Source organism: Methanohalophilus sp. DAL1, assembly GCF_001683555.1.
GTDB lineage: Archaea > Halobacteriota > Methanosarcinia > Methanosarcinales > Methanosarcinaceae > Methanohalophilus > Methanohalophilus euhalobius.
On record NZ_MAFX01000028.1, the window covers coordinates 1 to 14,314 of the forward strand.

Annotated in this window: 20 protein-coding genes; 4 read left to right on the plus strand and 16 right to left on the minus strand. The window is 44.4% G+C overall.

The window, feature by feature from the left end:
- Positions 1–1,020: 3-isopropylmalate dehydratase large subunit (locus tag A9957_RS06280; RefSeq protein WP_292343564.1), on the plus strand; the 1,020-nt coding region annotated here is incomplete at its 5' end.
- A 121-nt stretch (positions 1,021–1,141) separates the two neighbouring features.
- Here the strand turns inward: A9957_RS06280 and A9957_RS06285 are convergent.
- Positions 1,142–1,573: a CBS domain-containing protein gene (locus tag A9957_RS06285; protein WP_241646038.1), complete on the minus strand. Its 432-nt coding sequence runs from the start codon at positions 1,571–1,573 to the stop codon at positions 1,142–1,144.
- Between the two features lie 129 nt (positions 1,574–1,702).
- Between A9957_RS06285 and A9957_RS06290 the strand changes: the two genes are divergently transcribed.
- A complete protein-coding gene (locus A9957_RS06290; protein ID WP_096712081.1) occupies positions 1,703–1,996 on the plus strand; it encodes a phosphoribosyl-ATP diphosphatase in 294 nt (97 codons plus the stop codon).
- 4 nt (positions 1,997–2,000) lie between these two features.
- Here the strand turns inward: A9957_RS06290 and A9957_RS06295 are convergent, their stop codons facing one another.
- Complete coding sequence (locus A9957_RS06295; protein WP_096712082.1) at positions 2,001–2,876, minus strand: CBS domain-containing protein; 876 nt, start codon at positions 2,874–2,876, stop codon at positions 2,001–2,003.
- Between the two features lie 117 nt (positions 2,877–2,993).
- Between A9957_RS06295 and A9957_RS06300 the strand changes: the two genes are divergently transcribed.
- Entirely contained in the window at positions 2,994–3,944 is a 951-nt protein-coding gene (locus A9957_RS06300; RefSeq protein WP_292343034.1) for an NOG1 family protein, read from the plus strand.
- Position 3,945: 1 nt separating this feature from the next.
- Here A9957_RS06300 and A9957_RS06305 read toward each other — a convergent pair whose 3' ends face one another.
- The 12 genes from A9957_RS06305 to A9957_RS06360 all read right to left on the minus strand — a co-directional run bounded on the left by A9957_RS06305 (position 3,946) and on the right by A9957_RS06360 (position 12,065).
- Entirely contained in the window at positions 3,946–5,052 is a 1,107-nt protein-coding gene (locus A9957_RS06305; protein ID WP_292343032.1) for a pyridoxal phosphate-dependent aminotransferase, read from the minus strand.
- A 3-nt stretch (positions 5,053–5,055) separates the two neighbouring features.
- Positions 5,056–5,658, minus strand: coding sequence for a 6-phospho-3-hexuloisomerase (hxlB, locus tag A9957_RS06310; protein WP_292343031.1), 603 nt, complete (start codon positions 5,656–5,658; stop codon positions 5,056–5,058).
- Positions 5,659–5,663: 5 nt separating this feature from the next.
- Entirely contained in the window at positions 5,664–6,173 is a 510-nt protein-coding gene (locus A9957_RS06315) for a hypothetical protein (RefSeq protein WP_096712085.1), read from the minus strand.
- A 14-nt stretch (positions 6,174–6,187) separates the two neighbouring features.
- Complete coding sequence (locus tag A9957_RS06320) at positions 6,188–6,547, minus strand: DUF2073 domain-containing protein (protein WP_105460368.1); 360 nt, start codon at positions 6,545–6,547, stop codon at positions 6,188–6,190.
- 5 nt (positions 6,548–6,552) lie between these two features.
- On the minus strand, positions 6,553–7,188 hold the full coding sequence (locus A9957_RS06325) for an Era-like GTP-binding protein (RefSeq protein WP_105460250.1): 636 nt from the start codon (positions 7,186–7,188) through the stop codon (positions 6,553–6,555).
- 82 nt (positions 7,189–7,270) lie between these two features.
- Positions 7,271–8,284 carry a phosphate uptake regulator PhoU gene (locus tag A9957_RS06330; RefSeq protein ID WP_105460249.1) on the minus strand — a complete coding sequence of 338 codons (1,014 nt, stop codon included), beginning with the start codon at positions 8,282–8,284 and terminating at the stop codon, positions 7,271–7,273.
- Positions 8,285–8,363: 79 nt separating this feature from the next.
- On the minus strand, positions 8,364–9,035 hold the full coding sequence (locus A9957_RS06335) for a protein-L-isoaspartate O-methyltransferase (protein WP_164909079.1): 672 nt from the start codon (positions 9,033–9,035) through the stop codon (positions 8,364–8,366).
- Positions 8,981–9,634 carry an HVO_0476 family zinc finger protein gene (locus tag A9957_RS06340; protein WP_096712089.1) on the minus strand — a complete coding sequence of 218 codons (654 nt, stop codon included), beginning with the start codon at positions 9,632–9,634 and terminating at the stop codon, positions 8,981–8,983. The genes A9957_RS06335 and A9957_RS06340 overlap by 55 nt, the downstream gene beginning before the upstream one ends.
- Positions 9,635–9,674: 40 nt before the next feature.
- The gene (speB, locus tag A9957_RS06345; RefSeq protein ID WP_096712090.1) at positions 9,675–10,544 is read right to left on the minus strand and encodes an agmatinase; all 870 of its coding nucleotides are present in this window, start codon (positions 10,542–10,544) and stop codon (positions 9,675–9,677) included.
- Between the two features lie 8 nt (positions 10,545–10,552).
- The gene (locus A9957_RS06350; protein WP_096712091.1) at positions 10,553–10,936 is read right to left on the minus strand and encodes a translation initiation factor IF-5A; all 384 of its coding nucleotides are present in this window, start codon (positions 10,934–10,936) and stop codon (positions 10,553–10,555) included.
- Positions 10,937–11,010: 74 nt separating this feature from the next.
- Complete coding sequence (locus A9957_RS06355; protein WP_241646036.1) at positions 11,011–11,343, minus strand: methylated-DNA--[protein]-cysteine S-methyltransferase; 333 nt, start codon at positions 11,341–11,343, stop codon at positions 11,011–11,013.
- Between the two features lie 26 nt (positions 11,344–11,369).
- A complete protein-coding gene (locus A9957_RS06360; RefSeq protein WP_096712154.1) occupies positions 11,370–12,065 on the minus strand; it encodes a matrixin family metalloprotease in 696 nt (231 codons plus the stop codon).
- Between the two features lie 82 nt (positions 12,066–12,147).
- On the opposite strand from A9957_RS06360, the gene A9957_RS06365 reads away from it, so the two are divergent.
- Positions 12,148–12,915, plus strand: coding sequence for a thermonuclease family protein (locus tag A9957_RS06365; protein WP_096712093.1), 768 nt, complete (start codon positions 12,148–12,150; stop codon positions 12,913–12,915).
- A 253-nt stretch (positions 12,916–13,168) separates the two neighbouring features.
- Here A9957_RS06365 and A9957_RS06370 read toward each other — a convergent pair whose 3' ends face one another.
- Positions 13,169–13,456 (minus strand): MazG nucleotide pyrophosphohydrolase domain-containing protein, encoded by a 288-nt coding sequence (locus tag A9957_RS06370; RefSeq protein ID WP_096712094.1) that lies wholly within the window; start codon positions 13,454–13,456, stop codon positions 13,169–13,171.
- Positions 13,457–13,466: 10 nt separating this feature from the next.
- Positions 13,467–14,288: an imidazole glycerol phosphate synthase subunit HisF gene (hisF, locus tag A9957_RS06375; RefSeq protein ID WP_292343029.1), complete on the minus strand. Its 822-nt coding sequence runs from the start codon at positions 14,286–14,288 to the stop codon at positions 13,467–13,469.
- Positions 14,289–14,314: the final 26 nt, after the last annotated feature.

Below are 14,314 nucleotides of genomic sequence, written 5' to 3' on the forward strand. Positions count from 1 at the left end.
ATGCTGCGTGAGTTTGCACAGGAACAGAATATTCTCAATTATGACGTTTATGAAGGGGTCTGTCACCAGGTGGTGCCCGAAAAGGGACATGTGAAACCCGGTGACCTCGTAGTAGGTTCGGATTCACATACATGTGCCTATGGTTCCCTGGGGGCTTTTTCCACCGGTGTGGGCTCTACGGATATGGCAGCGGTACTTGCTTCTGGCAAACTCTGGTTCCGTGTTCCCCAGACCATTCGCTTTGAAGTTGAAGGAAAATTGCCCGAGAGGGTTTATTCCAAGGACCTCATCCTTCACCTGATAGGAGATGTGGGTGTTGAAGGTGCAAGATACATGGCTGCGGAATATGCAGGTTCGACAGTACGTTCCTTTTCTATCTCCGAAAGGATGACCATGTCCAATATGGCCATAGAGATGGGAGGAAAAGCAGGTATCATCGAACCGGATAGTGTTACCGAAAAATATCTTCAGGAAAGGATTCCTGGATACAAGCTTGATTCCCATTGGGTTTCCGATGAAGGTGCGGATTATCAGGATATCCGTCACTACGATGTGTCGAACCTGGAGCCACAGCTTGCCTGTCCTCATAATGTTGACAATGTAAAGCCCGTTTCAGAATTAGAAGGAACAAAAGTGGATCAGGTATTCGTAGGCTCCTGTACCAACGGCAGGTTTGAGGACCTTGAAATTGTTGCCAATATGATGGGTGATGAACCCGTTGCAGAGGGCGTCAGGCTGCTGGTTATACCTGCTTCAAGGACTGAATACATGAAAGCCCTCAGGGCCGGCTATATAGAACAGTTCATGGAAGCCGGTGCAATTGTGGAATCTGCATGTTGTGGACCTTGTATGGGTGGCTCATTCGGCCTTCTGGGTGACGGTGAAGTTGGCCTGGCAACCTCTAACAGGAACTTCCGTGGCAGGGAAGGAAGTGCTGAATCCTTTGTTTATCTGGGCTCTCCTGCGACAGCTGCAGCTGCTGCACTGACAGGTGAAATAACCGATCCAAGAAAAATATAAGTAAGCAGTAGACGGGAGACCACAAAAAATATATTTATCAATGTTAATTGGATGATAAGACGTTGGCTGAAAAGCTTAAAGGTGTCCCGTCATACTGGTTTTTCTTCCAACGTCATCCTATTTATTTTTGAACAAGATATTTTATTACGTCTACCGGGCTCAGTATCCCGATTGGCCTGTATGACGCACCTACCTTTTCCTCTGACATTACTATCAGGCGATGAATGTGCTTTTCAGCCATCTGTTTTGCCGCATCCTTTAGTTTCATATCCGGATTTACGGTTTTAACAGATGATGCCATCAAATCTTCTATTGAGGCAATTTCCCAGTTTTTGTTTCCGAGTCTGGAGAGAATATCCATTTCGGAAACAAATCCAAAGGTTTCACCATTTTCGTCAACTGCTACAACAGCAGAAACATCACGATTTGCCATTGTTTCTGCTACCTCTGCTGCGGTTGCATCCATTGGTACTGTAACCACTCCTCTGCTCATTGCATCTTTTACCTGCATATTTTCCCCTATCATTTTTCTGACTCCTTGGAAAGATATCATTTACCTCTTCCTCATTTAATTTATTTTTTGCAGGCATATATAGGCATTGGCTATTGAAGAAGGGAAAATCATATAATATCATATATCCTTTGGAAAACTTGTATTCCTTTCTTCAGGGAGTGATTACCAATGAGTTCAATTTCAGTTCTAGAAGACGTATATGATGTTATAGAAGATCGCAAAGAAAACGCAGTTGAGGGTTCTTATGTATGCTCTCTTTTGAAGCACGATAAAGGGATGGATAAGATTCTGGAAAAAATAGGTGAAGAATCCACTGAAGTAATCCTTGCCGCAAAAAATGGACAGAAAGACAGGATTATTGAGGAATCCTGCGATTTGTTTTTCCACATGCTGGTTATGCTTTCAGCCAACAATATTACCCTGGACGAGATATCTGCTGAGATGAAAGGCAGACGTCACTGATATTTCAGTAAACAGCAAGTTCGTGCAGTACATCGGTTTTTGATAACAGTCCTGCAGGCTCGTCGTTGAGTGTCACCACAAGTCTTCCGATGTCATACTTGTTGAACATCTGGACCGCATCACTGAGGGAAGAATTCCCGTTAATGGTGATAAGATCCCTTGTCATAATATCTTTAACTTTGAGTGTCATTTTTCCACTTGCAAGAGCTTCTCCTATATCTGTGAATGTCACAACCCCGACCATCTTGCCATTATCTTCCACGGGAGCACCGTGTATATTGTTGCTTACCAATATCCTGGCAGCTTCCTGGATGGTTGAATTGACATTCACATAAATTGGCTGGTGAGTTATGTAATGTTTGACGGATTTTTTGGGTAGTGAAACCATTTCGTTTATTGAGAATAGAAGGGAATTTTCGGTATCATCCCTGCCTACAATTTCCCCTCGGACTATCAGCCTGTTTACAGGTGTTGGGCCTACCTGCACCTGGTCTCCTTCGAGGAAACTGCGGACATTGCCTATTACTTTAATCCTGCCATTGCAAAGGTCTGGATGCCTGACTGTTGTGAATATGATCTCAGCAGCTGTAGCTCCCTGTACAAGTTCCCCATTACGATAGATAGGCACAATTGCTTCATGTTCCATGGATGTGACACTAAGAGCTTCATAGGCGGTACCCGTTGCACGGTATCCTCCTTTTGGGCCGGGGACTCCTTCTACAAGTCCCAGCATTTTCAGGGATTGCATCTGGTTTCGGACTGTCCCTGGATTGCGGTCAATCAGATCGGCAATCTCTTCCCCTTTAACGGCCGAATCTTTCTGGCGCTGTAAATTTATCAATGCAATTAGTATTTCTTTCTGGATTGGAGTAAGTTCCATGATGACCACCGCTTTGTAGTAAGAAATGATCAAAAGCTGTATTTATAAATAGTGTTTTTGCAGAATAAAGACTATATATCTTACTTGTGTTTGTCGCAATCGGAAGGTAATCGTATCATGATATTTGAGAAGATTAGTACAGTACCTACAGAAGATGAACTTGTAGACAAGGCTTTCAGGCGGGCCAGTCGTGCAAATGCAGGTAAGAAGAGAGGAGGTAGGGAGGCTGCTCTGAAAGCAGACGAATCAATGGTACTTACTGCAGGTAACATCCTGACAGATAATCTCTCCAATATTGTGAGGAGGTTCCCCAGTTTTGAAACCATACCACCTTTTTATTATGAACTGGCCCAGATTCTTGTTGATGTCGACAGGATGAGGCAATCCTTATCCCGGCTTGACTGGGCATCTTATAAGATCCATGATCTCTCCAGAGAATATGTCCAGAAAATGAGAGGTGCCCCTTCATCACCACAGGTACGAAAAGAAGCTTTTGGCAGGATGGCTTCCGTTATTTCATCCATCAAGAAGGACCTTTTGTATCTGAATGAAGCACGCAACAAGCTTCGCAAGCTTCCGGATGTGAGGGAAGAACCCACAATAGTTGTGGCGGGTTATCCCAATGTGGGTAAGTCGAGTTTTGTGGCTGCTGTCACCGATGCAAGACCAGAGGTTGCCTCATACCCCTTTACAACCAAGGGTGTTACGATAGGTCACTTTATGCGAGGATATAACCGCTATCAGGTAATCGACACCCCCGGTCTGCTCGATCGTCCTATGTCGGATCGCAACGAAGTGGAGATGCAGGCTATTACTGCTCTGAAATATCTTGATGCAGTGGTAATTTTCATCCTTGATCCCAGCGAAACCTGTGGCTATGAAATGTCCCAGCAGGTAAAATTGCTTGATGATGTGCGGAATAATTTTGGATTGCCTGTGCTGGTCGCTGCAAACAAATTGGACCTTTGTGGAAACAACACATTTAAAGTGGATATTGAAATGTCCACCCTCTCCGGTGAAGGAATAGATGAGGCGCTTTCGTTGTTACTCGAGCGTCTGGAAGAATAATTTAGAGTATTTCTTCCATAATTTTCATTGCTTTTTTTATGTTTTCCATGGAGGTGGCGTATGATATGCGCATATGTCCTGCTCCACCTTCACCGAATGCTTCACCCGGCACGACCACTACTCCATTTGCGATAAGTTGCTGGGCGTATTCAGGTTCGACCTCGGGAAATGCATAAAATGCACCTGCGGGCTTGTGGCATTTGATACCCATCCCATTGAGCCCTTCTATGAGCATATCCCTGCGTTTTTTAAATTCTTCGCGCATATGCACAACCGGGTCAAAGGGTCCCTGAATGGCAGCAAGGGCAGCCCTCTGGGACATGGAACATGCACACGCCTGTACATATTGATGAACTTTTAACATTTGCTGGATGTATTCTGAAGAAGCGGTTACATATCCCAGTCTCCAGCCGGTCATCGAATAGGTCTTTGATGTTGCATTCACGGTAATTACATTGTCAGAATATTGGGCGGGGCTGACATGTTCTCCTTCATAGATGAAATGCTCATAGACTTCATCAGAAATCAGTGTAAGGTCATAGTCATCTGCAATCTCGGCAAATCCTTTCATATCCTTTTTCGTCTGGACGGACCCTGTGGGATTGGAAGGAGAATTCACGATAAAAGCTTTGGTTTTTGACGTGATCTTTTCCATCACGTCTTCAGGTTGCATTCTCAGGTCATCGGACAGGGGCACACCGATTCCTTTTCCTCCCATGATTCCTGCCAGAGATGCGTATGATACGAAACCCGGATCTGCAAGAAGAACTTCATCTCCCGGGTTTACCAGTGATGCAAGTGCAATCTCCAGGGCTTCTGAGGCACCGGACGTTACGATTATGTCATCCGGTGTAGTGGCAATTGCATTTTCTTCCCGGAACTTTTTGCTCAATGCCTCCCTGAGTTCTGTGATGCCGGGTCCCAGGGTATAGCCTGTAAATCCTTCATTTATGGCATCGATTGCACCCTTTTTTACATGTTCGGGAGTGTCGAAATCCGGCTGGCCCAGGCCAAGATTGATGGCATCCGATCCGGCCGCTTCGAAGATCTTACGGATGCCGGATGTATCAATGCCCTGTACCCTTTGTGAGAATTTCCCGGCAAACATGTTTCACTCCAGTTTAGCGTGGCGTGATTTAAGATCTGCTTCTGATGCACCTGTGATATAGATCAATTCTGTAATAAGGGCATCAAGGAATACAAGAGAAGAAATTTCAAAGGAAGTTCCCAGAGGTGTGAGGTGGGAATATTCTCCTCTCATGTGTCTTTCAAGATAACCACCGGTATCTTCCTTGCTGCGTCCATGTATTTCCAGGGTTGCATCTGATATATGGCCAAGTGTGGAATCCTTGTTGGAGGTTACTGTTATCAGAGTCGCTCCGATATCCTTAGCAATTCTTCCCAGATCGGATATTGAACGTGTTTCTCCTGAGCCGGAAATGGCAATTACTACATCGTTCTTGTGTACTGCAGGGGTTGTAGATTCTCCTACAACATAACTTGTAAATCCCAGGTGCATGAGCCGCATAGCAAAAGCTTTCCCAACAAGGCCTGACCTTCCAGCTCCTGTTATAAATATGGAATCTGCATTCATTATGTACTCAATGGTTTTCTTGATACTTTCCTTGTCAAGCCTCTGTGCTATGTCCTTTATTTGATCGGCCATCAATTCCATGGATAATGTGAGGTGTTCACATTCATTACAGGTATTCATTCTCTTTATTTCTCCTGTTTTTCTTTACTGCTATCCTTGTAATTTATGTTTTTTACTTTCCAGTCATCAATTTCTTTGAGGTGCTCGGTTAATCGGGTGATGTCTGAATCATCCCCATTCCAGTATATATCTATTTTTACATCTCTCTGCTGCAATTTTCTGACTATGTGTTCTGCAAAAAAGAAAAGGGCCTTTTTGTTATAGAAGGGTATGTGGAATGTAGCCCTGTAACCACTTTCACATTTAGCGTAGGATACCAATACATATCCATGGCTTTCATATTCTGTTATTTTCTCAAAAGGACAAACAATTTCCACTTCATGGACGGCGGATTTATCAATCCGGGAAATAGATATAAGAATTCTCCCAACAACGACTTCAGGAGTCTGCCTGCCAAACCACACAGATATTTTTCCATAGGTACAAATGACATTGACGTCGTCTCTCCCCATTTCATAAGATGAAAGGGACTGGTTGCTGGTATTTTCCTTAATGTCTCTTTCTATGGATTCCATAGGTTAAACAACACTTATCTGTTTGAGGATACCAATGCTGTAATCATATCCCTGTCTTTTTTGAGGGTCTTAAGCTGATCGGCCGGGCCTATAAGGGTCAGTCTGCCTTTTGGGCCTTTGTTGAAAAGTTTTCCCAGAAAAGACTTTGTTTCGTGGGCTGGATACGTCTCCATTTCGATCCCTGAGAATTCATCAGGTGCTATTTGTGTCATTGTCATCTCGATAAGATTGGCTTCTTCCTCAGGACTGAGTCCTCTTTCCAGTACAAGGATTTTACCGTTTTTGACTTCATCAATGATGAAACGAATCTTTTCCACAGGGCTCATCCTTGCAAGCCGATCCTCTGAAAGTAAATCCATTTGAATTCCCTGCATTTCAATCACCCGAATCTCTTTGCAATTTCCTCATAAAGAGTATCAATGTTCTTTCCTTCAAGGGCAGATATGGCAACGAGTGGATGCTGGGGGAACGCTTCCCTAATTGTTGAAGGCGATGAATCTTCACGATCAATCTTGTTGGCAGCTATTAAGAGTGGAAGACCGCGGGCTTCCATATTTCCTATGACCGTGACATTCACCTGGGTAAACGGGTCTTCGGTTGCATCCATTACAAGGATTATACCGTCAAGGCTTTCCAGCCATTTGACCGCTTCAATTACTCCTTCGGTGGCTTCCTTTGCCCTGCGTTTGGATTCTGCTTCACTCATTCCCTGCTCCATGAATTCATGGAAATCTATCTTTGTAGCAAGACCGGGAGTGTCTATAATATCAAGTGATAATGAATTACCATTGCCTTTGATTGTTACCCCTTCTCTTCTCCTGGCACGGCGTGTCTCATGTGCAACATTGGATACCGAACCCATGGCATCTCCTGTCCAGTCACGTAGTATGCGATTTGCAAGGGTGGTCTTTCCTGCATTCGGGGGACCATAAATGCCAATCCTTGCACTTTTTTTATTGAGCAGTTTCTTCAGGAGACCTGTGAAGTTTCTTCTTAATGATCTTATTACTCCCATCTATTTCCTCCATTTATGATGTGGGAATTGTCCTCTTGATTTCTGATATTATCATTATATAAATAAGCGTCTGTTTTTCAATTCAGGCACTTTCTTCTGTAGTGGCGATGGCCATATTTATAGCAGTCTCAGCGATATTTGTGCCGTATTCTGCTGTCCTCTCTATACTATCGGCCACAGTTCCCAGTCCGACTACAGTCCCTACATCTTTTAGCTTCATAAAGGATGCATTGAGTTTGTCAACATCGGTTTTTATGTGCTGTATGTTCTCAATGGTTTTATTTGCCAGTTTCACATCACAACCATAGAGGGCATCAATTGCCTTTTCCACAGTACTGCGTGCCTCCTCGCTCGCCCTTTCTATAGGCCCCATTATTTCTTCGGGAACAGGCCCTTGCAGTTTTCTGGTAACTCCTGCGATCCTGTGGGCATGGTCTGCAATCCTTTCCAGAGAACTTGCAACAAGTCGGAAGTCATGATATTCATCAATGGATGTCTCTGTAGTATCGGCAAGCCGTGTCCCTCTGAACAGAGAGCGGAACTGTTTTGAGATAAGTAAAAACAATCTGTCCACTTCATCATCCCTGAGCATCACATCAAGTGCAAGGTCTTTTTCACCGGTCCTGAGAGACTGGATGGCGTCCTTGTGCATTGAAGTGGAAATAAGGTACATTCTGCGGATACTTTTTTTGATGGAAACTTCTTCAGGGTTGAGTAGATCCTGTATGAGGACACTTTTGGAGGTTTCCTCGATGATTTCGGGGCCGATTAATTTGTGGCAAATTTCTCGTATTATTTTTTTTTGCTCGGCAAGTATTCTTGGGGACACAAGTTCAATAAGGTCGTAACCGGCAACATAGGCAGCAATTATGTTACGTATCAGGCCTTCTCCCTTGTAATTGGTGATTTCCATCTTACGTTTTTTGGGTTTTGTTGTGGTGTCCAGAGTGGCTATATTAAGGGATCCATCGGGTTGGTTTCTGACGGATACTCTGGAGCCTGCTTCAACTCCCATTCTCTGTGCCCAGGGTTTAGGGAGAGAAATAATATATGTAGAACCTCCGGTTTGCTGTACTTTTCTTGTTTCTATATCCATCCCTCGATTAATTCGTCATCACTATATATGCGTATATAGATGGGTTCCTTGTATATATGTCCATCGTATATAATTTTCATTAAATAGATTCTCTGTACCCGTATTTTCCAATAAGGGGTACAAAAATAACGCCGCCAAGGTTTTCCTCACTGAAGGTTCCGTCATCAAGTTTGTGGACAAGAATCAGATTTTGCATGTATTTGCCAACCGGAATCACCATAATTCCGCCAGCTGAAAGTTGCTCTTTGAGGGGTCGAGGGATAGATGGAGCTGCAGAGGTTACGCACATACGTTCATATGGAGCCTGTGGAGAATAACCGAGAGTGCCGTCGGCTTCGATGACAGTAACATTGGTGTAACCCGCCTTTTTAAGGTTACTTTCGGCAAATTGTTTTAAAGAAGGGATTCTTTCCAGGCTGTATATATGGCCCTTTTTGCCCACCATTTCGGCCATAACAGCAGCATTATAACCGGAACCGGTTCCGATTTCAAGAATCTTCATGCCTTCTTCTATTTTCAGGACATCACACATTATGGCTACCATATGAGGTGCTGAAATCGTTTGCCTGTTCCCTATAGGTAAGGGAGAATCAATATATGCAGAGTCTTTAATATCTTTGGAAACAAAAAGGTGTCTGGGAACTTTACCCATAGCTTCAAGCACCTGTTTTCCGATTCCTTCTTCTTTGATCTGGTTTACCAGTTCCTTACGTTTCTCTTCATACTCCAAGCGGTCCTGCCCCCTCCCCATCCTTTCTTATAGGCCACCCTGCCGAAGATTCTTTTTATATATTTGGCCTCTACTTTGTCTCCCCTTTTAAACCTGAATTTTCCTCCACGTATCTTTATTCTTGTGATCCTGAAGCGCTCTCCCCCAGCTTCGTATTCCAGGCCGACTTCAAAAATTTCTTCTCCGGGTACTCTTTTTGTATGGGGATTAGTATTTCCTATGGATTGTACTGATATTTTGACATCGACTTCATCAATCGCACGTGCCCAGATGGTTTCAACATCTGCAATCTTTGCGTATTCTTCACGTTTTGTAGGTGTTTCGATGGAAGTGATCTGTATGGGGTATACATCTTCACCGTTCTGGTCCTCCACAACCAATTCTTCGTTTGTCGTGATGACCTGTGTCTCTTCAAAAAGTGCATTTGTCTTGAATGATTCATCCCCTCGACTGATTACTAATCTTACGGGGATGGTCTTCTCTGTCTCGATCTCTGTGGGATGTACATCACCGCAAACCTGGCACCGGACAAGCATGTTCTGTCCATCCTTCAGTATGTCGTGCCACACGAATTCCTGTGGTGAGCATGCAGGGCATGTGGTCTCGATCTCTTCACTCATAATCGCCAGTTAGGTTTGAGGGTATATATCTAATTGATGCTTATTGGATATTGCCGGCTGCATGTGCGGCTATGAATTCCCTTAGTAGTTTTGTACCGAGCAGGGCTGTCTGTCCACTGTCATAGTCCGGAGCAATTTCCATAATATCAAAACCAACTGTGTGGGGGGCAAAAGCATGTATCAGGTCCCTTACCTGCCAGGGATCAAGGCCAAAGGGCTCAGGAGTACCTGTTGCAGGGGCATAAGCAGGGTCCAGACAGTCCATATCCAGAGAAAGGTAGAATTGTGAGGTTCCTATTTCTTTCATAACCTTTGTAGCAAGTTTTTTGGCAGAATATTCTTTCACATATTCCGGTGTGTAATAGGATATGTGATTATCTTTTGCAAAATCCCATTCGCCCCGGGGTCCGCTCCTTGTTCCAATGGATACATACCTGTCGGTGGCCTCTTCTAATATATGCCGGCTGACGCACGCATGGTTATTTCTCACTCCGCCAAACTCTTCCCGCAGGTCAAAATGGGCATCCAGTGCGATCACTCCAATGTCATCATCGTCTTTTGTACAGGCTTTAATGGTGGAAAGGGTAAGAGAGTGTTCTCCCCCTATCATAATGGGGATTTTTTCATTTTTTACGATGTCCCTGGTATCATAGTAAAGGTCCCTGAGGGTTTCATCAACAGAAGAATAAACTTCAAGGTTGCCTGCATCATGGATCGGAATAGATGCAAGGTCAATATCAAAAAAAGGATTGTAACTTTCAAAATTTTCAGACGCCTGTCTCATAGCATCCGGAGCCCTGCGACTTCCCGGCCTGTAAGAGGAAGTCCCGTCAAAAGGGACTCCGAATATAACATATTTTGCGGCCCCGTAATCCCACAGGGCGTCCATCATAAGGGGCTGGTAGAACATTTCATTATTTAACGCAGGTCTATCTTCATTTTACCCATGGCGGTTATGTATGAAATGTCTCCCCCTTCGTTCACCCTATCCTTGTATTCATCGGGGATTTCCATTTCGAAGGTGGAATAGTCTTCCATGTCCATGAGCTGGGCGATGTTTCCTGTGACGGAAAGTACCTGTGCACTTTTCCTTTCGACAATAGGCACAAAGGTCTTTGAGGAAACGGAGCTTACGATTGAGCGTTTTTGTCCATCGAATATACCAACTGCGTCAATCCTTGCTTTAGCAGAACCATGTTTTCCGGGTTTGGATTTTGACAGGCCCTTGATAATACATGGTTCGTCATCGATAATTACGTACTTGCCTTCCTTGAGTTCCTTTACTTCAACCTGTTGTTTCATGTGATTATACTCCTTTGATAAATTATGAGCATCTAATGAGTCAGGGGTATAATTTTCAGTTCCCGTATATCAACTTAACGAACTGATTCATCGTAATTAATGGCTTTTTCCATTTCCAGTAATTTTTTCTTTAATTCTTTGCCACCTGCATAGCCACCTATATTATTTTTAGCAACTACTCTGTGGCAGGGTATTATCAGGGGGTAGGGATTTTTGTTAAGTGCCCGGCCGACTGCCCGACTTGCTTTGCTTTTTCCAATGTCTTCTGCCAGTTGCCCGTATGTGCGTGTTTGTCCGTAAGGGATTTTGCGGGTGGCTTCCAGGACTTCCCGCTGGAACTTTGTAAGATGTGTAAGGTCCGGATCATATTTCAGGAAATCCACATACTCGCCTGCGAGATATTTCATGATGTCGCAACACAGCTGCTGCATATTCATTCTTTGCCTTTAAAAACCTCCTTCTCGATTTGTTTGCGTTGCTTGCGCATTTTTCTCCATCCAATCCCGTGGTATCCTATTATGGTTACGATTACTATTATTGCACCTATCAGGTAGGGGAAAGTGGATTCTAATAGAAGGGGATTGATGTTATCACGTTGTTCATAGCTGGGATACATGATATCTCCTCTTTCTGTGCTATGTCCCAGTCCCAGGGCATGTCCTATTTCGTGCTTGGACACCTCCTGCATATTTGCATCACCATATTGCACCCAGGAAAACCCCTGGTAGTTTCCTGCTTCAAGCACTATTTCAGCATGCAGGTATTTGTTCCCGACAATGGTGGGTCTACAGTATCCAGCCACTCCTTCACCGGCTCCCTCTACCTTTTCAAGATTCTCCACCCAGCGAACATTTATGTCTGCGTCAGGATTATCGATGATTTTGAATTCAGGCTGGTAACTGAGGGCCCCGTTTCCACCTTTTTCCCAGTAATCCAGGGCAATTTCTACCTGTTCTCTGTAGGTGGGACTGTAGTGTTCAGGTGTATCCTTATCATCTATATATACGGATATGGGGCTGTGGTCCCAGGGTTTGTCTGATATTTTTTCAATATCTGCAAGGGAGGTGCTGGTGAAAAATATCATGACGGCAAGTAGTACGAAAAGGATTTTTCTAGCCGGTATTTTCATACCAACCAATAATCCCCCATCAAAAATAAAGATTGCCCGGAATACAATTATATTTTAATAGTAGTAGAATTATTTTCCTCCTATGTTTAAAAAGTCATTAATTATGGTCGTTGCTCTTCTCATACTTATTTCGTGTGGATGTCTTTCTTCGGAGGAAAGCCAGATCGGGAATTCGACCACAACGGTTGCCAGCGTGATAGATGGGGATACTTTCGTGACGGATTCCGGGGAGAAAGTAAGACTAATCGGGATAGATACACCGGAGGTGGATGAACCCTATTATACCAAGGCAAAAGATTATTTGTCCAACCGGATCGAAGGTAAACAGGTTTTGCTGGAAGGGGATAGCAGTAACCGGGATACTTATGGCCGTCTCTTGAGATATGTCTGGCTTGACGGTGAACTGGTAAACAGGGAGCTTGTGGAAGAAGGTTTGGCTCTGGCCAGGGCCTATGAGCCCGACACGAAGTATCAGCATATTTTTGCTGAAGCCCAGCAACATGCAAGAACTGAGAAATTAGGGATTTGGTCCTATTCGAAAAATAACAATACCGCAGTTATTTCTTATCTGGAAGCAGGCAGCCATGTAGGTGAGGTGAACACGGTTGAAGGTAGGGTGGTATCAACAGCTAAAAATGAAGAGGATGGCATAATCTATCTGAATTTCCATGATCCTTACAAAGGTTACTTCACTGTAATAATATGGCAGGACAGCTGGTCAAATTTCCCCCAATCTCCTGATACTTACTATGAAGGTAAGGATGTGCTGGTGACAGGCAAGATCAAGGATTACAAGGGCACACCTGAGATTGAGATAAGTGGAGTTTCACAGATTGAAATTGTGGGGTGAACTTAAAGGAATCTTTGTCACCTCCTGTTGCACAATTGGTTTACCGGTAATAATGTAGCATCGTCATTATTTTCCTTGATATTTTTTTGAAAACTGAAATGACAATAGCAATCATTGCATACAGCAGTAAAAATCAAATATCCAGAATGGATGAATGACGGATAAATCATTCCTCCCTTCGTACTGATACAACTAGATCTTCACAAAAATACAGAGACTATCAAACAAATTTGTTATTATATGAATGAATATATCAATCCGTGCAGATGCACGGATTCTTTCCACAGGTAGGACAACTCTGTGGATATTTTTCGTTGAATACCTCTTCCAGATCTATCCCGTAGAGATTTGCCAGTGCCCCAATCCATGCAAAACAGTCAGCCAATTCCTCCCGGATGCTCTCCGGGTCATCCCGCCGGATAGCCTCGGCCAACTCACCCACTTCTTCCACCAGCCAGAGGGCGGTCGCTGTTTTTCCCCGCCTTTTGTCGTTCTCCAGATAGAGATCGCACATCAATTGCTGGAAGGCTGCTATCTCCATTACTGTCACCTCAGGTGCGTACAGGCACGTTGTTCTTACGCAGGTGTTTTTTCACATCATCAACCGTATATTCCCCGAAGTGGAAAATGCTGGCAGCCAGTCCTGCATCGGCTTTACCTTTTACAAACCCTTCCTTCATGTGTTCAGGGCCACCCACACCGCCGGAAGCAATAATCGGGATTTCCAGTTCCTCGGACAGTTTGCGGGTTATCGGCAGGTCAAAACCATCATAGGTACCATCACGGTCCATGCTGGTTAGCAGGATCTCACCCGCACCCAGTTCTTCCACCTGTTTGGCCCACTGTACAGTATCGATACCGGTACGTTTGCGTCCGCCATAGATGACGACCTCATACCACACACGGCTTCCATCCTCAAGTTCGATGATGGTCTTGTCGGGATTGTTCTCAACGTCTGTATTGCGCTTACAATCAATAGCAACAACAATACACTGGGAGCCGAATATGTCCGCACCTTCCCGCACAAGTCCAGGGCTTTTGACCGCGGCGGTGTTGATGGAGACCTTATCCGCACCCGCACGCAGGATTTCACGGATACGTTGCACCGAACCAATTCCTCCCCCCACTGTCAGGGGAATGAAAACCTCGTTGGCTGTGCGCTGTATTACATCGATCATGGTATCCCTGCCTTCATGGGATGCCGTGATATCCAGGAAAACCAGTTCGTCAGCGCCCTGTTCATTATAGCGTTTTGCCAGTTCCACCGGATCACCGGCTTTCCTGAGGTCAAGGAATTCCACACCCTTGACTACGGTCCCGCCGGCTTCGTCCAGGGTAACATCAAGACAGGGGATGATTCTTTTTGTGAGCATGCAAATGACAATGAAGTATTATTGTA

Bases quoted from the DNA above. Each gene is read 5' to 3' on its own strand.
- A9957_RS06355 (WP_241646036.1), bottom strand. From the start codon at position 11,343: ATGAAATATCTCGCAGGCGAGTATGTGGATTTCCTGAAATATGATCCG.
- hisF (WP_292343029.1), bottom strand. From the start codon at position 14,288: ATGCTCACAAAAAGAATCATCCCCTGTCTTGATGTTACCCTGGACGAA.
- A9957_RS06330 (WP_105460249.1), bottom strand. From the start codon at position 8,284: ATGGATATAGAAACAAGAAAAGTACAGCAAACCGGAGGTTCTACATAT.
- A9957_RS06335 (WP_164909079.1), bottom strand. From the start codon at position 9,035: ATGGGGAGGGGGCAGGACCGCTTGGAGTATGAAGAGAAACGTAAGGAA.
- A9957_RS06315 (WP_096712085.1), bottom strand. From the start codon at position 6,173: ATGGAATCCATAGAAAGAGACATTAAGGAAAATACCAGCAACCAGTCC.
- A9957_RS06350 (WP_096712091.1), bottom strand. From the start codon at position 10,936: ATGAAACAACAGGTTGAAGTAAAGGAACTCAAGGAAGGCAAGTACGTA.
- A9957_RS06370 (WP_096712094.1), bottom strand. From the start codon at position 13,456: ATGGAGATAGCAGCCTTCCAGCAATTGATGTGCGATCTCTATCTGGAG.
- A9957_RS06340 (WP_096712089.1), bottom strand. From the start codon at position 9,634: ATGAGTGAAGAGATCGAGACCACATGCCCTGCATGCTCACCACAGGAA.
- A9957_RS06285 (WP_241646038.1), bottom strand. From the start codon at position 1,573: ATGATATCTTTCCAAGGAGTCAGAAAAATGATAGGGGAAAATATGCAG.
- hxlB (WP_292343031.1), bottom strand. From the start codon at position 5,658: ATGAATACCTGTAATGAATGTGAACACCTCACATTATCCATGGAATTG.
- A9957_RS06305 (WP_292343032.1), bottom strand. From the start codon at position 5,052: ATGTTTGCCGGGAAATTCTCACAAAGGGTACAGGGCATTGATACATCC.
- A9957_RS06300 (WP_292343034.1), top strand. From the start codon at position 2,994: ATGATATTTGAGAAGATTAGTACAGTACCTACAGAAGATGAACTTGTA.
- speB (WP_096712090.1), bottom strand. From the start codon at position 10,544: ATGTTCTACCAGCCCCTTATGATGGACGCCCTGTGGGATTACGGGGCC.
- A9957_RS06360 (WP_096712154.1), bottom strand. From the start codon at position 12,065: ATGAAAATACCGGCTAGAAAAATCCTTTTCGTACTACTTGCCGTCATG.
- A9957_RS06320 (WP_105460368.1), bottom strand. From the start codon at position 6,547: ATGCAGGGAATTCAAATGGATTTACTTTCAGAGGATCGGCTTGCAAGG.
- A9957_RS06290 (WP_096712081.1), top strand. From the start codon at position 1,703: ATGAGTTCAATTTCAGTTCTAGAAGACGTATATGATGTTATAGAAGAT.
- A9957_RS06325 (WP_105460250.1), bottom strand. From the start codon at position 7,188: ATGGGAGTAATAAGATCATTAAGAAGAAACTTCACAGGTCTCCTGAAG.
- A9957_RS06295 (WP_096712082.1), bottom strand. From the start codon at position 2,876: ATGGAACTTACTCCAATCCAGAAAGAAATACTAATTGCATTGATAAAT.
- A9957_RS06365 (WP_096712093.1), top strand. From the start codon at position 12,148: ATGTTTAAAAAGTCATTAATTATGGTCGTTGCTCTTCTCATACTTATT.